31 protein-coding genes are annotated in these 17,828 nt (G+C 40.9%); all 31 read left to right on the forward strand.

From position 1 onward, the window contains the following. Window positions 1-6 precede the first annotated feature (6 nt). A complete protein-coding gene (gene tgt / locus I2E70_RS07740) occupies window positions 7-1,149 on the forward strand; it encodes a tRNA guanosine(34) transglycosylase Tgt (RefSeq protein WP_049515053.1) in 1,143 nt (380 codons plus the stop codon). Window positions 1,150-1,581: 432 nt separating this feature from the next. Beyond that, complete coding sequence (rpsJ, locus tag I2E70_RS07745) at window positions 1,582-1,890, forward strand: 30S ribosomal protein S10 (RefSeq protein ID WP_003009585.1); 309 nt, start codon at window positions 1,582-1,584, stop codon at window positions 1,888-1,890. A gap of 83 nt (window positions 1,891-1,973) precedes the next feature. Beyond that, the gene (gene rplC / locus I2E70_RS07750) at window positions 1,974-2,600 is read left to right on the forward strand and encodes a 50S ribosomal protein L3 (protein WP_003010846.1); all 627 of its coding nucleotides are present in this window, start codon (window positions 1,974-1,976) and stop codon (window positions 2,598-2,600) included. 24 nt (window positions 2,601-2,624) lie between these two features. Then, window positions 2,625-3,248: a 50S ribosomal protein L4 gene (gene rplD, locus I2E70_RS07755; protein WP_003009591.1), complete on the forward strand. Its 624-nt coding sequence runs from the start codon at window positions 2,625-2,627 to the stop codon at window positions 3,246-3,248. Further along, the gene (locus tag I2E70_RS07760) at window positions 3,248-3,544 is read left to right on the forward strand and encodes a 50S ribosomal protein L23 (protein WP_006595190.1); all 297 of its coding nucleotides are present in this window, start codon (window positions 3,248-3,250) and stop codon (window positions 3,542-3,544) included. Before rplD ends, I2E70_RS07760 begins: the two co-directional genes overlap by 1 nt. 17 nt (window positions 3,545-3,561) lie before the next feature. Further along, complete coding sequence (rplB, locus tag I2E70_RS07765; RefSeq protein WP_195424333.1) at window positions 3,562-4,395, forward strand: 50S ribosomal protein L2; 834 nt, start codon at window positions 3,562-3,564, stop codon at window positions 4,393-4,395. A 96-nt stretch (window positions 4,396-4,491) separates the two neighbouring features. Beyond that, the gene (gene rpsS, locus I2E70_RS07770) at window positions 4,492-4,773 is read left to right on the forward strand and encodes a 30S ribosomal protein S19 (RefSeq protein WP_000533766.1); all 282 of its coding nucleotides are present in this window, start codon (window positions 4,492-4,494) and stop codon (window positions 4,771-4,773) included. 11 nt (window positions 4,774-4,784) lie between these two features. Continuing rightward, window positions 4,785-5,129 carry a 50S ribosomal protein L22 gene (gene rplV / locus I2E70_RS07775; protein ID WP_000818139.1) on the forward strand — a complete coding sequence of 115 codons (345 nt, stop codon included), beginning with the start codon at window positions 4,785-4,787 and terminating at the stop codon, window positions 5,127-5,129. Between the two features lie 12 nt (window positions 5,130-5,141). Beyond that, window positions 5,142-5,795, forward strand: a complete 654-nt coding sequence (rpsC, locus tag I2E70_RS07780) for a 30S ribosomal protein S3 (protein ID WP_003002336.1) — start codon at window positions 5,142-5,144, stop codon at window positions 5,793-5,795. Between the two features lie 3 nt (window positions 5,796-5,798). Then, window positions 5,799-6,212 (forward strand): 50S ribosomal protein L16, encoded by a 414-nt coding sequence (rplP, locus tag I2E70_RS07785; RefSeq protein WP_000960947.1) that lies wholly within the window; start codon window positions 5,799-5,801, stop codon window positions 6,210-6,212. A gap of 9 nt (window positions 6,213-6,221) precedes the next feature. Beyond that, a complete protein-coding gene (gene rpmC / locus I2E70_RS07790; RefSeq protein WP_003002350.1) occupies window positions 6,222-6,428 on the forward strand; it encodes a 50S ribosomal protein L29 in 207 nt (68 codons plus the stop codon). Between the two features lie 23 nt (window positions 6,429-6,451). Beyond that, the gene (gene rpsQ, locus I2E70_RS07795) at window positions 6,452-6,712 is read left to right on the forward strand and encodes a 30S ribosomal protein S17 (protein ID WP_000440801.1); all 261 of its coding nucleotides are present in this window, start codon (window positions 6,452-6,454) and stop codon (window positions 6,710-6,712) included. Window positions 6,713-6,737: 25 nt separating this feature from the next. Further along, window positions 6,738-7,106, forward strand: a complete 369-nt coding sequence (rplN, locus tag I2E70_RS07800; RefSeq protein ID WP_003002384.1) for a 50S ribosomal protein L14 — start codon at window positions 6,738-6,740, stop codon at window positions 7,104-7,106. 74 nt (window positions 7,107-7,180) lie between these two features. Further along, on the forward strand, window positions 7,181-7,486 hold the full coding sequence (gene rplX / locus I2E70_RS07805) for a 50S ribosomal protein L24 (RefSeq protein ID WP_003002315.1): 306 nt from the start codon (window positions 7,181-7,183) through the stop codon (window positions 7,484-7,486). Between the two features lie 23 nt (window positions 7,487-7,509). Then, window positions 7,510-8,052 carry a 50S ribosomal protein L5 gene (rplE, locus tag I2E70_RS07810; protein ID WP_003009606.1) on the forward strand — a complete coding sequence of 181 codons (543 nt, stop codon included), beginning with the start codon at window positions 7,510-7,512 and terminating at the stop codon, window positions 8,050-8,052. Window positions 8,053-8,069: 17 nt separating this feature from the next. Further along, window positions 8,070-8,255, forward strand: a complete 186-nt coding sequence (locus I2E70_RS07815; RefSeq protein WP_001085699.1) for a type Z 30S ribosomal protein S14 — start codon at window positions 8,070-8,072, stop codon at window positions 8,253-8,255. A 212-nt stretch (window positions 8,256-8,467) separates the two neighbouring features. Continuing rightward, complete coding sequence (gene rpsH / locus I2E70_RS07820) at window positions 8,468-8,866, forward strand: 30S ribosomal protein S8 (RefSeq protein WP_003010897.1); 399 nt, start codon at window positions 8,468-8,470, stop codon at window positions 8,864-8,866. Window positions 8,867-9,060: 194 nt separating this feature from the next. Further along, window positions 9,061-9,597: a 50S ribosomal protein L6 gene (gene rplF, locus I2E70_RS07825; protein ID WP_049492183.1), complete on the forward strand. Its 537-nt coding sequence runs from the start codon at window positions 9,061-9,063 to the stop codon at window positions 9,595-9,597. A gap of 83 nt (window positions 9,598-9,680) precedes the next feature. After that, window positions 9,681-10,037: a 50S ribosomal protein L18 gene (gene rplR, locus I2E70_RS07830; protein WP_003010871.1), complete on the forward strand. Its 357-nt coding sequence runs from the start codon at window positions 9,681-9,683 to the stop codon at window positions 10,035-10,037. A 17-nt stretch (window positions 10,038-10,054) separates the two neighbouring features. Further along, complete coding sequence (gene rpsE / locus I2E70_RS07835; protein WP_003009617.1) at window positions 10,055-10,549, forward strand: 30S ribosomal protein S5; 495 nt, start codon at window positions 10,055-10,057, stop codon at window positions 10,547-10,549. Window positions 10,550-10,563: 14 nt separating this feature from the next. Next, window positions 10,564-10,746 (forward strand): 50S ribosomal protein L30, encoded by a 183-nt coding sequence (gene rpmD / locus I2E70_RS07840; RefSeq protein WP_002894509.1) that lies wholly within the window; start codon window positions 10,564-10,566, stop codon window positions 10,744-10,746. A 145-nt stretch (window positions 10,747-10,891) separates the two neighbouring features. Next, on the forward strand, window positions 10,892-11,332 hold the full coding sequence (gene rplO / locus I2E70_RS07845; RefSeq protein WP_003002405.1) for a 50S ribosomal protein L15: 441 nt from the start codon (window positions 10,892-10,894) through the stop codon (window positions 11,330-11,332). A 12-nt stretch (window positions 11,333-11,344) separates the two neighbouring features. Further along, on the forward strand, window positions 11,345-12,655 hold the full coding sequence (gene secY / locus I2E70_RS07850; protein WP_023920186.1) for a preprotein translocase subunit SecY: 1,311 nt from the start codon (window positions 11,345-11,347) through the stop codon (window positions 12,653-12,655). A gap of 96 nt (window positions 12,656-12,751) precedes the next feature. Beyond that, window positions 12,752-13,390, forward strand: coding sequence for an adenylate kinase (locus I2E70_RS07855; protein WP_003009627.1), 639 nt, complete (start codon window positions 12,752-12,754; stop codon window positions 13,388-13,390). Between the two features lie 116 nt (window positions 13,391-13,506). Further along, entirely contained in the window at window positions 13,507-13,725 is a 219-nt protein-coding gene (gene infA, locus I2E70_RS07860) for a translation initiation factor IF-1 (RefSeq protein ID WP_001029883.1), read from the forward strand. 23 nt (window positions 13,726-13,748) lie between these two features. Continuing rightward, complete coding sequence (gene rpmJ, locus I2E70_RS07865; protein WP_001808836.1) at window positions 13,749-13,865, forward strand: 50S ribosomal protein L36; 117 nt, start codon at window positions 13,749-13,751, stop codon at window positions 13,863-13,865. Window positions 13,866-13,882: 17 nt separating this feature from the next. Continuing rightward, window positions 13,883-14,248, forward strand: coding sequence for a 30S ribosomal protein S13 (gene rpsM, locus I2E70_RS07870; protein WP_003009631.1), 366 nt, complete (start codon window positions 13,883-13,885; stop codon window positions 14,246-14,248). Window positions 14,249-14,271: 23 nt separating this feature from the next. Next, window positions 14,272-14,655 carry a 30S ribosomal protein S11 gene (gene rpsK / locus I2E70_RS07875; RefSeq protein WP_003002390.1) on the forward strand — a complete coding sequence of 128 codons (384 nt, stop codon included), beginning with the start codon at window positions 14,272-14,274 and terminating at the stop codon, window positions 14,653-14,655. A gap of 45 nt (window positions 14,656-14,700) precedes the next feature. Continuing rightward, window positions 14,701-15,639, forward strand: a complete 939-nt coding sequence (locus I2E70_RS07880; protein WP_003009635.1) for a DNA-directed RNA polymerase subunit alpha — start codon at window positions 14,701-14,703, stop codon at window positions 15,637-15,639. Between the two features lie 11 nt (window positions 15,640-15,650). Then, complete coding sequence (gene rplQ / locus I2E70_RS07885; protein WP_003002399.1) at window positions 15,651-16,037, forward strand: 50S ribosomal protein L17; 387 nt, start codon at window positions 15,651-15,653, stop codon at window positions 16,035-16,037. Between the two features lie 254 nt (window positions 16,038-16,291). After that, window positions 16,292-17,566, forward strand: coding sequence for a gamma-glutamylcysteine synthetase (locus tag I2E70_RS07890; RefSeq protein WP_195424336.1), 1,275 nt, complete (start codon window positions 16,292-16,294; stop codon window positions 17,564-17,566). The last annotated feature ends 262 nt before the right edge of the window (window positions 17,567-17,828 follow it).

The raw sequence follows: 17,828 nt of genomic DNA on the forward strand, positions 1-17,828 counted from the left end.
GTAACCATGACAGATTCACCGATTCAATATCGATTAATCAAAAAAGAAAAGCATACAGGTGCTCGTCTGGGAGAAATTATCACCCCTCACGGGACCTTCCCAACCCCAATGTTTATGCCTGTAGGGACTCAGGCAACCGTTAAGACCCAATCGCCAGAAGAACTCAAGGAAATGGGTTCCGGCATTATCTTGGCCAACACCTACCATCTCTGGCTTCGTCCCGGGGACGACTTGGTCGCAAAAGCAGGAGGACTGCACCAGTTCATGAACTGGGACCAGCCGATTTTGACAGATAGTGGAGGCTTCCAAGTCTATTCATTAGCGGATACCCGCAACATCACCGAAGAAGGGGTAACCTTTAAAAACCACCTCAACGGCTCGAAGATGTTCCTCTCTCCAGAAAAGGCCATCTCCATCCAAAACAATCTAGGAAGCGACATCATGATGTCCTTTGATGAATGCCCTCAGTTCTATCAGCCCTATGATTATGTGAAAAAATCAATCGAACGGACCAGTCGTTGGGCAGAACGTGGCCTAAAGGCTCACCGTCGCCCTCATGATCAAGGTCTTTTCGGGATTGTCCAAGGGGCTGGATTTGAAGACTTGCGCCGTCAGTCTGCTCAAGATTTAGTCAGCATGGACTTCCCAGGCTATTCCATCGGTGGCTTAGCTGTTGGGGAAAGCCATGAAGAGATGAATGCCGTGCTTGATTTCACTACTCCGCTCTTACCAGAAAACAAGCCACGCTATCTCATGGGAGTAGGAGCTCCAGACAGTCTGATTGATGGCGTTATTCGTGGAGTGGACATGTTTGACTGTGTCTTGCCGACGCGGATTGCGCGAAATGGTACCTGTATGACTAGCCAAGGTCGCCTAGTAGTGAAAAATGCGCAATTTGCAGAAGACTTTACACCGCTGGATCCCGAATGTGATTGCTACACTTGTAAGAATTACACCCGAGCTTATCTTCGCCACCTCCTCAAGGCAGATGAGACCTTCGGCATTCGCTTGACCAGCTACCACAACTTGTATTTCTTGATCAGCCTCATGAAGCAGGTCCGTCAAGCCATCATGGATGACAATCTCTTAGAATTCCGTGAGCATTTCGTCGAAAAATATGGCTATAACAAGTCAGGACGGAATTTCTAGAAATAGATAAATAGGAAGAAAAAAGACTACAGCCATCTGAGAATAATAGAAATAACTGCTAGACGCAGTGGTTGATTGGTATCTTTGTTCGCTTGTTAAGCTCCAAAGATAACCTAATCAACTGTGCGGGGGCGAGACGACGAACAAATTGGATATAAATTTGTTCTGTCTCGCTCCCTTTTTCCTATATAATAGCAACTTTTTTAGCACGCTTTTTCTTTCGAAAACACTTTCATCAAAAAAACGAAAAAAATCTTCTCAAATCCCTTGCATTGGGCCTTTGTTTGTGTTAAACTACTATGGTGCTGTGAAAAACAGCTATTAGCTTTGATGCAAGAGGTTGCGACACGCTCGGTTGCATTGCCACGCAACGCGCGTCGGTTTTCTTGTGGAGCTAGCCTATTATCTTAAATAGACGAAAAGGAGAAAAAGATGGCAAACAAAAAAATCCGCATCCGTTTGAAAGCGTACGAACACCGTACACTTGACACAGCGGCTGCAAAAATCGTAGAATCAGCTACTCGTACAGGTGCACAAGTTGCGGGTCCAATCCCACTTCCAACTGAGCGTAGCCTCTACACAATCATTCGTGCGACTCACAAATACAAAGATTCTCGCGAACAATTCGAAATGCGTACACACAAACGTTTGATCGATATCATCAACCCAACTCAAAAAACAGTTGACGCTTTGATGAAATTGGATCTTCCAAGTGGTGTAAACGTAGAAATCAAACTTTAATCTAAAGCTTGATACCTTGAGCATAAAAAACGCTCGTTAAAAACTTTTTGAATAAAAAACTATAGAAAAGGAACTATTTTCTCATGACAAAAGGAATCTTAGGGAAAAAAGTGGGAATGACTCAAATCTTCACTGAAGCTGGCGAATTGATCCCTGTAACAGTTATCGAAGCAACTCCAAACGTTGTTCTTCAAGTTAAAACTGTTGAAACAGATGGTTACAACGCTATCCAAGTTGGTTTCGATGACAAACGCGAAGTATTGAGCAACAAACCTGCTAAAGGACATGTAGCAAAAGCTAACACGGCTCCTAAGCGCTTCATTCGTGAATTCAAAAACGTTGAAGGCTTGGAAGTTGGTGCTGAAATCACAGTTGATACTTTCGAAGCTGGAGACATTGTTGATGTAACTGGTACTTCTAAAGGTAAAGGTTTCCAAGGTGTTATCAAACGCCACGGACAATCACGTGGACCTATGGCTCACGGTTCTCGTTACCACCGTCGTCCAGGTTCTATGGGACCTGTTGCACCTAACCGCGTATTCAAAGGTAAAAACCTTGCAGGACGCATGGGTGGCGATCGTGTAACTATTCAAAACCTTGAAGTTGTACAAGTTGTTCCAGAAAAGAACGTTATCCTTATCAAAGGTAACGTACCAGGTGCTAAGAAATCTCTTATCACTATCAAGTCAGCAGTTAAAGCTGGTAAATAATAAGGAAAGGGGAATACAGTCAAAATGGCAAATGTAACATTATTCGACCAAACTGGTAAACAAGCGGGCGAAGTTGTTCTTAACGATGCGATCTTTGGTATCGAACCAAACCAAGCAGTTGTATTTGATGTGATCATCAGCCAACGTGCTAGCCTTCGTCAAGGAACTCACGCAGTTAAAAACCGCTCAGCTGTTTCAGGTGGCGGACGCAAACCATGGCGTCAAAAAGGAACTGGACGTGCTCGTCAAGGTTCTATCCGCTCTCCACAATGGCGTGGTGGTGGAATCGTCTTCGGACCAACTCCACGTAGCTATGCGTACAAACTTCCTCAAAAAGTTCGTCGCCTTGCACTTAAATCTGTTTACTCAGAAAAAGTTGCTGAAAACAAATTTGTAGCCGTTGATTCTCTTGAATTTACAGCTCCAAAAACTGCTGAATTTGCAAAAGTTCTTGCAGCTTTGAGCATCGATTCTAAAGTCCTTGTTATTCTTGAAGAAGGAAACGAATTCGCAGCTCTTTCAGCTCGTAACCTTCCAAACGTGAAAGTTGCGACTGCTACAACTGCAAGTGTTCTTGACATCGCAAATAGTGACAAACTTCTTGTTACTCAAGCAGCTATCTCTAAAATCGAGGAGGTTCTTGCATAATGAATTTGTATGATGTTATCAAAAAACCTGTTATCACTGAAAAGTCAATGGCTCAACTTGAAGCAGGCAAATATGTATTCGAAGTTGACACTCGCGCTCACAAACTTTTGATCAAACAAGCTGTTGAAGCTGCCTTTGAAGGTGTAAAAGTTGCGAATGTGAACACTGTAAACGTAAAACCAAAAGCTAAACGTGTTGGACGTTACACTGGTTTTACTTCAAAAACTAAAAAAGCTATCATCACGCTTACAGCTGATTCAAAAGCAATCGAGTTGTTCGCTACTGAAGCTGAATAATCTAAGGAGGAAATATCGTGGGAATTCGTGTTTATAAACCAACAACAAACGGTCGCCGTAATATGACTTCTTTGGATTTCGCTGAAATCACAACAAGCACACCAGAGAAATCTTTGCTCGTTTCATTGAAGAGCAAAGCAGGTCGTAACAACAACGGACGTATCACAGTTCGTCACCAAGGTGGTGGGCACAAACGTCATTACCGTTTGATTGACTTCAAACGTAACAAAGATAACGTTGAAGCAGTTGTAAAAACAATTGAGTACGATCCAAACCGTTCTGCAAACATCGCTTTGGTACACTACACTGACGGTGTGAAAGCATACATCATTGCTCCAAAAGGTCTTGAAGTTGGTCAACGTATCGTTTCAGGTCCAGAAGCAGATATCAAAGTCGGAAACGCTCTTCCACTTGCTAACATCCCAGTTGGTACTTTGATCCACAACATCGAATTGAAACCTGGTAAAGGTGGAGAATTGGTACGTGCTGCTGGAGCTTCTGCTCAAGTATTGGGTTCTGAAGGTAAATATGTACTTGTTCGTCTTCAATCAGGCGAAGTTCGTATGATTCTTGGAACTTGCCGTGCTACAGTTGGTGTTGTCGGAAATGAACAACATGGACTTGTTAACCTTGGTAAAGCGGGACGTAACCGCTGGAAAGGTGTTCGCCCTACAGTTCGTGGTTCTGTAATGAACCCGAATGATCACCCACACGGTGGTGGTGAAGGTAAAGCACCAGTTGGACGTAAAGCGCCATCTACTCCTTGGGGTAAACCTGCGCTTGGTCTTAAAACTCGTAACAAGAAAGCGAAATCTGACAAACTTATCGTTCGTCGTCGCAACCAAAAATAATCATAAGCAACTAGCTTACACTTTCCGCCAGCTCGGTAGCGCTGCCTAGCAGCGCAAGCCGCTGTGGTACTAAATTTTAAAGGAGAAAATTACAAAATGGGACGTAGTCTTAAAAAAGGACCTTTCGTCGATGAGCATTTGATGAAAAAAGTTGAAGCTCAAGCAAACGACGAAAAGAAAAAAGTAATTAAAACTTGGTCACGTCGTTCAACGATCTTCCCAAGTTTCATCGGATACACTATCGCAGTTTATGATGGACGTAAACATGTACCTGTTTACATCCAAGAAGACATGGTAGGTCACAAGCTTGGTGAATTTGCACCAACTCGTACTTACAAAGGTCACGCGGCAGACGACAAGAAGACACGTAGAAAATAAGGAGAACATAAATGGCAGAAATTACTTCAGCTAAAGCAATGGCTCGTACAGTGCGTGTTTCACCTCGTAAATCACGTCTTGTTCTTGACAACATCCGTGGTAAAAGCGTAGCCGATGCCATCGCTATTTTGACATTCACACCAAACAAAGCTGCAGGGATCATCCTTAAAGTGTTGAACTCAGCAGTAGCAAACGCTGAAAACAACTTTGGTTTGGAAAAAGCTAACTTGGTAGTATCTGAAGCATTCGCAAACGAAGGACCAACAATGAAACGTTTCCGTCCACGTGCGAAAGGTTCAGCTTCACCAATCAACAAACGTACAGCTCACATCACAGTAGCTGTTGCAGAAAAATAAGGAGGTAAACTCGTGGGTCAAAAAGTACATCCAATTGGTATGCGTGTTGGTATCATCCGTGATTGGGATGCCAAATGGTATGCTGAAAAAGAATACGCGGATTACCTTCATGAAGATCTTGCAATCCGTAAATTCATTCAAAAAGAATTGGCTGACGCAGCCGTTTCAACTATTGAAATCGAACGCGCAGTAAACAAAGTTAACGTTTCTCTTCACACTGCTAAACCAGGTATGGTTATCGGTAAAGGTGGAGCAAACGTTGATGCACTTCGTGCAGCTCTTAACAAATTGACTGGTAAACAAGTACACATCAACATCATTGAGATCAAACGTCCTGACTTGGATGCTCACCTTGTTGGTGAAGGAATCGCTCGTCAATTGGAACAACGTGTTGCTTTCCGTCGTGCACAAAAACAAGCAATCCAACGTGCTATGCGTGCTGGAGCTAAAGGAATCAAAACTCAAGTATCAGGTCGTTTGAACGGTGCAGATATTGCCCGTGCAGAAGGATACTCTGAAGGAACTGTTCCACTCCACACACTTCGCGCTGATATCGATTACGCTTGGGAAGAAGCAGACACTACTTACGGTAAACTTGGTGTTAAAGTATGGATCTACCGTGGTGAAGTTCTTCCAGCTCGTAAAGACGCTAAAGGAGGTAAATAACCAATGTTAGTACCTAAACGTGTAAAACACCGTCGCGAATTCCGTGGTAAAATGCGCGGTGAAGCAAAAGGTGGAAAAGAAGTAGCATTCGGTGAATACGGTCTTCAAGCTACAACTAGCCACTGGATCACAAATCGTCAAATCGAAGCTGCTCGTATCGCCATGACTCGTTACATGAAACGTGGTGGTAAAGTTTGGATTAAGATTTTCCCACACAAATCATACACCGCTAAAGCTATCGGGGTACGTATGGGATCTGGTAAAGGGGCTCCTGAAGGTTGGGTAGCACCAGTTAAACGTGGTAAAGTGATGTTCGAAATTGCTGGTGTATCTGAAGAGATCGCACGCGAAGCGCTTCGTCTTGCTAGCCACAAATTGCCAGTTAAAACTAAATTTGTGAAACGTGAAGCAGAATAAGGAGAGGTCATGAAACTTACAGAAGTAAAAGAATTTGTTAAAGAACTTCGTGGTCTTTCTCAAGAAGAACTCGCGAAGCGTGAAAATGAATTGAAGAAAGAATTGTTTGAACTTCGTTTCCAAGCGGCTGCTGGTCAATTGGAACAAACTGGACGTTTGAAAGAAGTGAAAAAACAAATCGCTCGTATCAAAACTGTTCAATCAGAAGCTAAATAATAGACTAGGGAAGGAGAATTTCAATGGAACGCAATAATCGTAAAGTTCTTGTTGGACGCGTTGTGTCTGACAAAATGGACAAAACAATCACAGTTGTAGTTGAAACTAAACGTAACCACCCAGTCTATGGTAAACGTATCAACTATTCTAAAAAATACAAAGCTCATGATGAAAACAATGTTGCTAAAGAAGGCGATATCGTTCGTATCATGGAAACTCGTCCGCTTTCAGCTACAAAACGCTTCCGTCTTGTAGAAGTCGTTGAAGAAGCGGTCATCATCTAATCATACCTGAAAGGAGAAAACGTAAATGATTCAAACAGAAACTCGTTTGAAAGTCGCTGATAACAGTGGCGCACGCGAAATCTTGACAATCAAAGTTCTTGGTGGTTCAAAACGTAAATTCGCGAGCATCGGTGATGTAATCGTTGCATCAGTAAAACAAGCTACTCCTGGTGGTGCGGTTAAGAAAGGTGACGTTGTAAAAGCTGTTATCGTTCGTACTAAATCAGGTGCTCGTCGTAAAGATGGTTCATACATCAAATTCGACGAAAATGCAGCAGTAATCATCCGTGACGACAAAACTCCTCGCGGAACTCGTATCTTTGGCCCAGTTGCACGTGAATTGCGTGACGGTGGTTTCATGAAGATCGTGTCACTTGCTCCAGAAGTACTTTAATCAATAAAAAAACAAACACAGTCCCCTGGCTTAGCCAGGGTGCCCATCGGGCGTAAGAATAAAAGGAGAATAAAATGTTTGTAAAAAAAGGCGACAAAGTTCGCGTTATCGCTGGTAAAGACAAAGGCGTAGAAGCTGTTGTTCTTACTGCTCTTCCAAAAGTAAATAAAGTTGTTGTAGAAGGTGTAAACATCATCAAGAAACACCAACGTCCAAATAACGAAAACCCTCAAGGTGCGATCGTTGAAAAAGAAGCTCCAATCCATGCTTCTAACGTTCAAGTTTTGGACAAAAACGGTGTTGCTGGACGTGTTGGCTACAAATTTGTAGACGGCAAAAAAGTTCGCTACAACAAAAAATCAGGCGAAGTGCTTGACTAATCACGAAGGAAAGGAGAAGTATAATGGCTAATCGTTTAAAAGAAAAATACCTTAATGAAGTAGTACCATCATTGACTGAACAGTTCAACTATTCATCAGTTATGGCTGTGCCAAAAGTTGATAAAATCGTTTTGAACATGGGTGTTGGTGATGCAGTATCAAATGCTAAAAACCTTGAAAAAGCTGCTGAAGAGCTTGCTTTGATCTCAGGTCAAAAACCATTGATCACTAAGGCTAAAAAATCAATCGCCGGCTTCCGTCTTCGTGAAGGTGTTGCGATCGGTGCAAAAGTTACCCTTCGTGGTGAACGTATGTACGAATTCTTGGATAAATTGGTAACAGTTTCACTTCCACGTGTACGTGACTTCCATGGTGTTCCAACTAAATCATTTGATGGACGCGGAAACTACACACTTGGTGTGAAAGAACAATTGATCTTCCCAGAAATCAACTTTGATGATGTTGATAAAACTCGTGGTTTGGATATCGTAATCGTAACTACAGCGAACACAGACGAAGAATCACGTGCATTGCTTACTGGCCTCGGAATGCCGTTTGCAAAATAATATAGGAGGTAAAACTAATGGCTAAAAAATCTATGATTGCTAAGAACAAACGCCCAGCGAAGTTCTCTACTCAAGCATACACTCGCTGTGAACGTTGTGGACGTCCACACTCAGTTTACCGCAAGTTTAAACTTTGCCGTGTTTGCTTCCGTGAATTGGCATACAAAGGTCAAATCCCAGGTGTCACAAAAGCATCTTGGTAATTCTATGATACAAAGAGCGTAACAACCCCAGCAAAAATAGGAGATTTGGTGACGGAACGAAGCTCTGAATCTAATCTATCTTTTTTGCCCAGGTTGTAGCTCGTGTTCAAATGAGTATGTTCTCATTTGCATGTATCAAAACTTTCTGAGCCTAGCTCAATCATTAACTAGCAAGTGCAACTTGCAAACTACTAGTAAGAGGAGAAATTATAATGGTTATGACTGACCCAATCGCAGACTTCCTTACACGTATTCGTAACGCTAACCAAGCAAAACACGAAGTACTTGAAGTACCTGCATCAAACATCAAAAAAGGGATTGCTGAAATCCTTAAACGCGAAGGTTTTGTAAAAAACGTTGAATTCATCGAAGATGACAAACAAGGCATCATCCGTGTATTCTTGAAATACGGACAAAACGGTGAAAAAGTTATCACAAACTTGAAACGTGTATCTAAACCAGGTTTGCGTGTTTACAAAAAACGTGAAGATCTTCCAAAAGTTCTTAACGGACTTGGAATTGCTATCCTTTCAACTTCTGAAGGTTTGCTTACTGATAAAGAAGCACGCCAAAAGAATGTTGGTGGGGAAGTTATCGCTTACGTTTGGTAAAATCAAGATACAAAGCTCGTAAAGAACAAAGCAAAATTAGGAAGTTGGAGCAGTTTGTTGACAAATAAGCCAACTTATCTATTTTGCGCAGTTCTTAGAGCGTGTTCAGTTCAGCTTTTGAACTAAATAAGTATCTTAGACCCCGTGAAAACTGGCCTTCAAAGGCCTGACAATTTAACAGGAGAATAGAAAACATGTCACGTATTGGTAATAAAGTTATCGTGTTGCCTGCTGGTGTTGAACTCACTAACAATGACAACGTTGTAACTGTAAAAGGACCTAAAGGAGAACTTACTCGTACGTTCTCAAAAGATATTGAAATCCGTGTGGAAGGTACTGAAGTAACACTTCACCGTCCAAACGATTCAAAAGAAATGAAAACAATCCACGGAACAACTCGTGCCCTTTTGAACAACATGGTTACTGGTGTATCAGAAGGATTCAAGAAAGAACTTGAAATGCGCGGGGTTGGATACCGTGCACAACTTCAAGGATCAAAACTTGTTTTGGCTGTTGGTAAATCACATCCAGACGAAGTTGAAGCTCCAGAAGGAATTACTTTTGAACTTCCAAACCCAACAACAATCGTTGTTAGCGGAATTTCAAAAGAAGTAGTTGGTCAAACAGCTGCTTACGTACGTAGCCTTCGTTCACCTGAACCATACAAAGGTAAAGGGATTCGTTATGTTGGTGAATACGTTCGCCGCAAAGAAGGTAAAACAGGTAAATAATGTAGTTTGGTTGTTTTTCAACCAACCTTCATCTTACCAACTCAGTGCTTAGCACATGATTTTAAAATTAAGAGGTGAAAATTGTGATTTCGAAACCAGATAAAAACAAAATCCGTCAAAAACGCCACCGTCGCGTTCGCGGAAAACTCTCTGGAACTGCTGATCGCCCACGTTTGAACGTATTCCGTTCTAATACAGGCATCTACGCTCAAGTAATTGATGACGTAGCGGGTGTAACGCTCGCAAGCGCTTCAACTCTTGACAAAGAAGTTTCAAAAGGAACTAAAACTGAACAAGCCGTTGTTGTCGGCAAACTTGTTGCTGAACGTGCAGTTGCTAAAGGTATTTCTGAAGTGGTGTTCGACCGCGGTGGATATCTATATCACGGACGTGTTAAAGCTTTGGCTGATGCAGCTCGTGAAAACGGATTGAAATTCTAATAGGAGGACACTAGAAAATGGCATTTAAAGATAATGCAGTTGAACTTGAAGAACGCGTAGTTGCCATCAACCGTGTTACAAAAGTTGTTAAAGGTGGACGTCGTCTTCGTTTTGCAGCTCTTGTAGTTGTTGGTGACCGTAATGGCCGTGTTGGATTTGGTACTGGTAAAGCTCAAGAAGTTCCAGAAGCAATCCGTAAGGCTGTTGAAGATGCTAAGAAAAACTTGATCGAAGTTCCTATGGTTGGAACAACAATTCCACACGAAGTAACATCCGTATTTGGTGGAGCTCGTGTATTGTTGAAACCAGCTATCGAAGGGGCTGGGGTTGCTGCAGGTGGTGCAGTTCGTGCCGTTGTCGAATTGGCAGGTATTGCAGATGTTACATCTAAATCACTTGGATCAAACACTCCAATCAACATTGTTCGTGCAACTGTTAACGGTTTGGCACAATTGAAACGCGCTGATGAAGTTGCTGCCCTTCGTGGTATTTCAGTTTCTGACTTGGCTTAAGAAAGGAGATTCAAATGGCTCAAATTAAAATTACTTTGACTAAGTCTCCAATCGGACGCATCCCGTCACAACGTAAAACTGTTGTAGCACTTGGACTTGGCAAATTGAACAGCTCTGTTATCAAAGAAGATAACCCAGCAGTACGTGGTATGATCACTGCTGTATCTCACTTGGTAACAGTTGAAGAAGTAAAATAATCTATTTAAAATAGAAACAAAGTTTTCAGGGGTATGAGAAGTTCTCATCCCCTAAAACTAAATATAAGTATAGGCGAGTTTGTAGTTAGGACACCTTTTCCTGATTACATGCGTTAGCAATTTACAAAAGAGGAGAAAATAAATAATGAAACTTCATGAATTACAACCTGCTACAGGTTCACGTAAAGTCCGCAACCGTGTTGGTCGTGGTACTTCATCTGGTAATGGTAAAACTTCTGGCCGTGGTCAAAAAGGTCAAAAAGCTCGTAGCGGTGGCGGTGTACGTCTTGGTTTTGAAGGTGGACAAACTCCATTGTTCCGTCGTCTTCCAAAACGTGGATTTACAAACATCAACGCTAAAGAATATGCTATTGTGAACCTTGATCAATTGAACGCCTTTGAAGATGGTGCTGAAGTAACTCCAGTAGTACTTGTAGAATCAGGAATTGTAAAAGCTGAAAAATCAGGTATCAAAATTCTTGGTAACGGAGAATTGACTAAGAAGTTGACTGTTAAAGCAGCTAAATTCTCTAAATCAGCTGAAGAAGCTATCACTGCTAAAGGTGGTTCAGTTGAAGTCATCTAAGTGAGGTGACCTATGTTTTTTAAATTATTAAAAGATGCATTTAAGGTAAAACAAGTTCGGTCAAAGATTTTGTTTACGATCTTCATCATTCTTGTTTTCCGCATTGGAACCACGATTACAGTACCTGGTGTAAATGCGAAAATTCTGAACAACCTTCAAGATGTGTCCTTCTTGAACATGCTCAGTTTAGTATCTGGGAATGCTATGAGGAACTTCTCAGTTTTCGCATTAGGGGTTAGCCCATACATTACAGCTTCGATCGTCGTGCAACTTTTGCAAATGGATCTGTTGCCTAAGTTTGTTGAATGGGGCAAACAAGGGGAAGTTGGTCGAAGAAAGCTCAACCAAGCAACACGCTATATTTCTTTGGTTCTAGCCTTTGTTCAATCCATCGGGATTACAGCAACCTTCCACACCTTGTCTCAGGCGAAATTAGTCGCAACTCCAAATACCAAGACCTATCTATTAATCGGTGCGATTCTGACGACCGGTTCCATGATTGTGACTTGGCTTGGAGAACAAATCACAGATAAAGGCTACGGTAATGGTGTTTCAATGATTATCTTTGCAGGGATTGTGTCATCAATTCCTGAGATGATTAAAGAAATCTATGAAAATGCATTTGTGAATGTTCGTTCTGGTCAAATGACCAATTCCCTCATTTTTGTTGGGGTATTAATCCTTGCCGTCTTGGTTATTGTTTACTTTACAACCTTTGTAGAGCAAGCACAATACAAGATTCCAATCCAATATACAAAGATTGCACAAGGAGCTCCATCAAGTTCTTACCTTCCTTTGAAAGTAAACCCAGCAGGGGTTATTCCTGTCATCTTCGCTAGTTCGATTACAGCAGCGCCTGCTGCGATTTTCCAAGTGATTAGCGCTATGGGTTACAATGCAGGATGGGTGAAAACAGCTCAAGCCATGTTGGCTACAAACACACCAACTGGTGTGGCAATGTATGCCTTACTGATCATTCTCTTCACCTTCTTCTACACGTTTGTTCAGATCAATCCTGAAAAAACGGCAGAAAACCTTCAAAAGAGTGGTGCCTATATCCCAGGCGTCCGCCCTGGTAAGGGGACAGAAGAGTTTATGTCTCGTTTGCTACGTCGTTTAGCAAGTGTCGGATCCGTATTCCTTGGCTTTATTACCATCATTCCAATCCTGGCTCGAGATTTATTTGGTTTGACAGATGCAGTTGCTCTTGGAGGAACTAGTTTGTTAATCATTATTTCAACAGGTATTGAGGGAATGAAACAATTAGAAGGCTACTTATTAAAACGTAAATATGTCGGATTTATGGACACAACAACAGAATAGAATAAGGTTGACTTTGTCAGCCTTCTATTTTGTTTTTAAATGGAAATAGGAATTCGCTCCTGCTTCCATTTAAAAACAAAATAAGGAGAATTCATCATGAATCTTTTAATTATGGGGTTGCCTGGAGCAGGTAAGGGGACCCAAGCAGCGAAAATCGTGGAAGAGTTTCACGTAGCGCATATCTCTACCGGCGATATGTTCCGCGCAGCGATGGCTAACCAAACTGAAATGGGTGTATTGGCAAAATCATTCATTGACAAAGGTGAATTGGTGCCCGATGATGTGACAAACGGAATTGTAAAAGAACGTTTGGCTCAAGACGACATTAAGGAAAAAGGATTCCTTTTGGACGGTTTTCCTCGTACGATTGAACAAGCTCATGCCTTGGATCAAATCTTGGTAGACCTTGGTTTGGAGCTTGAAGGAGTGATCAATATTGAAGTGGATCCATCCTGCCTCCTCGAGCGCTTAAGTGGTCGTATCATCCATCGTGAAACAGGTGAAACCTTCCATAAAGTATTTAACCCACCAGCTGACTACAAGGAAGAAGACTATTACCAACGTGAAGATGACAAACCAGAAACAGTGAAACGCCGTTTGGATGTAAATATTGCTCAAGGTGAGCCAATTCTTGCTCATTACCGTGCAAAAGGATTGGTCCATGATATTGAAGGAAATCAAGACATCAACGACGTCTTCAAAGATATCCAAAAAGTCTTGGAGAATTTGAAATAAAAACGTTTTAGTCACTTGCAATATTTGACAACAAGTGATACAATTAGTTAGTCTGACTTATAATTGTTACCTCTGTGCTCAGAGGAATGAATCGAAATTTATGGAGGTACTTTTGCGTGGCAAAAGACGATGTGATTGAAGTAGAAGGCAAAGTAGTTGATACTATGCCGAATGCTATGTTTACGGTTGAACTTGAAAATGGACATCAGATTTTAGCAACAGTTTCTGGTAAAATTCGTAAAAACTATATTCGTATTTTAGCGGGAGATCGTGTTACAGTGGAGATGAGTCCGTACGATTTGACACGTGGACGTATCACATACCGCTTTAAATAATCGAAAAACTTGGAGGGATAAAAATGAAAGTAAGACCATCGGTCAAACCAATTTGCGAATACTGTAAAGTAATTCGTCGTAATGGTCGTGTTATGGTAATTTGCCCAGCAAATCCAAAACACAAACAACGTCAAGGATAAGATAGAAAGGAGAAAACATGGCTCGTATTGCTGGAGTTGACATTCCAAATGACAAACGTGTAGTAATTTCATTGACTTATGTGTACGGTATCGGACTTCCAACATCTAAGAAAATCCTTGCTGCTGCAGGCGTTTCTGAAGATATTCGTGTTCGCGATCTTACACCAGATCAAGAAGATGCTATCCGTCGTGAAGTTGACGCAATCAAAGTTGAAGGTGACCTTCGTCGTGAAGTAAACTTGAACATCAAACGCTTGATGGAAATCGGTTCATACCGTGGTATCCGTCACCGTCGTGGACTTCCAGTTCGTGGACAAAACACTAAAAACAATGCTCGCACTCGTAAAGGTAAAGCTGTTGCGATTGCAGGTAAGAAAAAATAAAATAAAATAAGGAGGTAAAAATCTTGGCTAAACCAACACGTAAACGTCGTGTGAAAAAGAATATCGAATCTGGTATTGCTCATATTCACGCTACATTTAACAACACAATTGTTATGATTACTGATGTGCATGGTAACGCAATCGCTTGGTCATCTGCAGGTGCACTTGGATTTAAAGGTTCTCGTAAATCTACACCATTTGCTGCTCAAATGGCATCAGAAGCTGCTGCAAAAGCTGCTCAAGAACACGGACTTAAATCTGTTGAAGTAACTGTTAAAGGTCCTGGTTCAGGTCGTGAGTCTGCTATTCGTGCACTTGCTGCTGCTGGTCTTGAAGTAACTGCAATCCGCGATGTAACTCCTGTACCACACAATGGTGCTCGTCCTCCAAAACGTCGCCGTGTATAATCATCAACAATTACACAGCTTTTCGTTTAAGAGGGAGTATAGCAAATGATTGAGTTTGAAAAACCAAATATAACAAAAATTGATGAAAACAAAGATTATGGCGTGTTTGTCGTAGAACCACTTGAACGTGGCTATGGTACAACACTTGGAAACTCACTTCGTCGTGTACTTCTGGCTTCACTTCCAGGTGCAGCTGTCACTTCAATCAACATTGAAGGTGTACTCCACGAATTTGATACCGTTCCAGGAGTCCGTGAAGACGTTATGCAAATTATTCTTAACGTTAAAGGAATCGCCGTTAAATCTTACGTCCAAGACGAAAAGATTATTGAACTTGATGTAGAAGGACCTGCAGAAGTAACTGCTGGAGATATTCTTACTGATAGTGACATCGAAATTGTAAACCCTGATCATTATCTATTTACAATCGGAGAAGGAGCATCTTTGAAAGCAACGCTTACTGTAAACAGTGGACGTGGCTATGTTCCAGCTGATCAAAACAAAAAAGATGATGCACCAGTGGGAACACTTGCTGTAGATTCAATCTATACGCCAGTGACTAAAGTCAATTACCAAGTTGAACCAGCACGCGTTGGTAGCAACGATGGCTTTGACAAGCTAACCCTTGAAATTTTGACAAATGGGACAATCATTCCAGAAGATGCCTTAGGTTTGTCTGCTCGTATTTTGACAGAACACCTAAATCTATTCACAAACTTAACTGAAATTGCTATTGCAACAGATGTTATGAAGGAAGTGGATACAACTTCTGATGATCGCATTTTAGAACGTACGATCGAAGAATTAGATCTTTCAGTTCGTTCATATAACTGTTTGAAACGTGCTGGCATTAATACTGTTTACGATTTGACTGAAAAATCAGAAGCAGAAATGATGAAAGTTCGTAACTTGGGACGTAAGAGTCTTGAAGAAGTTAAAATCAAACTTGCCGACTTAGGCCTTGGGTTAAAAAACGATAAATAGAGGAGGAATACATGGCTTACCGTAAACTAGGACGCACTAGCTCACAACGTAAAGCGATGCTTCGCGATTTGACTACAGATCTTATCATCAATGAAGCAATTGTAACAACTGAAGCACGTGCGAAAGAAATCCGTAAATCAGTTGAAAAAATGATTACTTTGGGTAAACGTGGTGATTTGCATGCACGTCGTCAAGCTGCTGCATTCGTACGTAACGAAGTTGCATCACAAAACTTTGATGAAGAAACAGGTAAATACTCAGAAACAACTGCACTTCAAAAATTGTTCTCTGAATTAGCACCTCGTTATGCTGAGCGCAATGGTGGATATACTCGTATCCTTAAAACTGAACCACGTCGTGGTGATGCTGCGCCAATGGCTATCATCGAATTGGTATAATATCATCAATTTTGTTGAGTGTTATGATGATGGAATACACTGTTATTCTTAGTCTAGCTCTGGTCTACCGCTGGGGATTTTCCCCAGCGGGAACACTCATCATATTGAATGAATGGTAGACGCTTGTTTACGAAATTGCTTTAATTTAAAACAATTTCGTAAGCAGGCGTTTTGTCTTGCTTTTCATGAGTAGTCGAGAATAACAAAAAATGATATAATGAAACCCATATCTCCAATAGAAGAAAAAGGATTCAATGACAAAACAACAAGCAATTAAATTACTAAAAGAGAAGTACCTTAGTAATATGAAAGAGGATTCGGAACTCTTTGTCGGAGTTGAATTAGAGTTTCCGATTGTAGAAACAAATGGAAACAAAACAAATATAGAGGTGACGAAAAATCTTTTTCGAACCTTAGCCAACTTATCAGATTTTGAAGTTGAAAAAATAGATGACGATCAAAATCCTATTCAATTGATTCACTGCTCTTCTAAAGATCGTATTCTATTCGAGTTGAGTTACAATACAATTGAATTTGCATTTGAGAGAGCTCGTTCTATAAATGAGGTGGCCAAACGTTTTGAGGCCTATTTGAAGATTATTCAACCGATTTTGCAAGAAAATAATCACGAAATCCAAGGGCACGGAATCCATCCTCTGTGGCAAGAAAATGATAATAGCCCAGTGAAAATCGAACGATACAAGATGTTAATGGCTTTCCTTGCAATGAATGGTACAGGGATGAAAACACACTCTTATCCTTCGTACGGAGCATTTATATGCGGAAACCAGGTTCAATTGGATGTAAGGCGCGATAACTATCTTCGCATCATTAATGCCTTTAATAAAATTGAAGCAGCCAAAGCATACTTATTCTCAAACTCAGAATTTTCAGCAGAGGCTTGGGATACAAAGATTACGAGAGATATTTTTTGGGAAGAATCCTTACATGGTTATTATAAGGAGAATGTAGGTATTTATCCTAAGGACTATCAAAGCGAAGAAGAGTTTTTTAATAATCTTGCTAGGACAACTATTTTTACTGCAGCTAGAGACGATCAATCCTATTATTTTAAACCCATTCGAGTAAAAGACTATCTAGATCAAAAAGAAATCACAGCCTATACGGCTGATGGTAATGAAAAAATCATTAAGCCTGTAAAAGAAGACCTAAAACAACATCGAAGTTACCAATTTCAGGATCTAACTGCCCGTGGGACAGTAGAATTTAGAAGTGTTTGTACTCAACCATTAGAAACAACCTTTGCCCCAATAGCTTTTGAACTCGGCCTATTTGTACAGTTAGAAAACTTGGAAAACTATTTAGAACATTGTTCATTTCTCAAAAATGAAAAACAGGACTATAGAAAACTTAGAAAGAAATATTCAAAGAAAATTCTAAGCGAAAAGGAAGAAGAAACTATCCAATCCTTTTCAAAAGACCTAATAGACATGGCCAGAGCAGGTTTGATCAAAAGAGGCTACGGGGAAGAAACATTTCTAATTATCAACAAAGAACTGAATGGATAGAAAAGCCTGTAATACAGGCTTTTCTTAGCACCTTCAAGAAAACTTTCAAAAAAATAAAATTTTTTGAGAAAAAGTATTGACAGTAAGATCAGGTCATGATATACTAATATAGTTGTCGCGCGAGAGCGACAAAGACCTTTGAAAACTGAACAAGACGAACCAATGTGCAGGGCGCTATAACTAAGGTTATAGTAACTGAACAATAAAAAAACAATAAATCTGTCAGTGACAGAATGAGTTTAAGACAAACAATTATTTTAAT

This window comes from Streptococcus parasanguinis (genome assembly GCF_015556095.1).
In the GTDB taxonomy this organism is placed as follows: Bacteria; Bacillota; Bacilli; order Lactobacillales; family Streptococcaceae; genus Streptococcus; species Streptococcus parasanguinis_Q.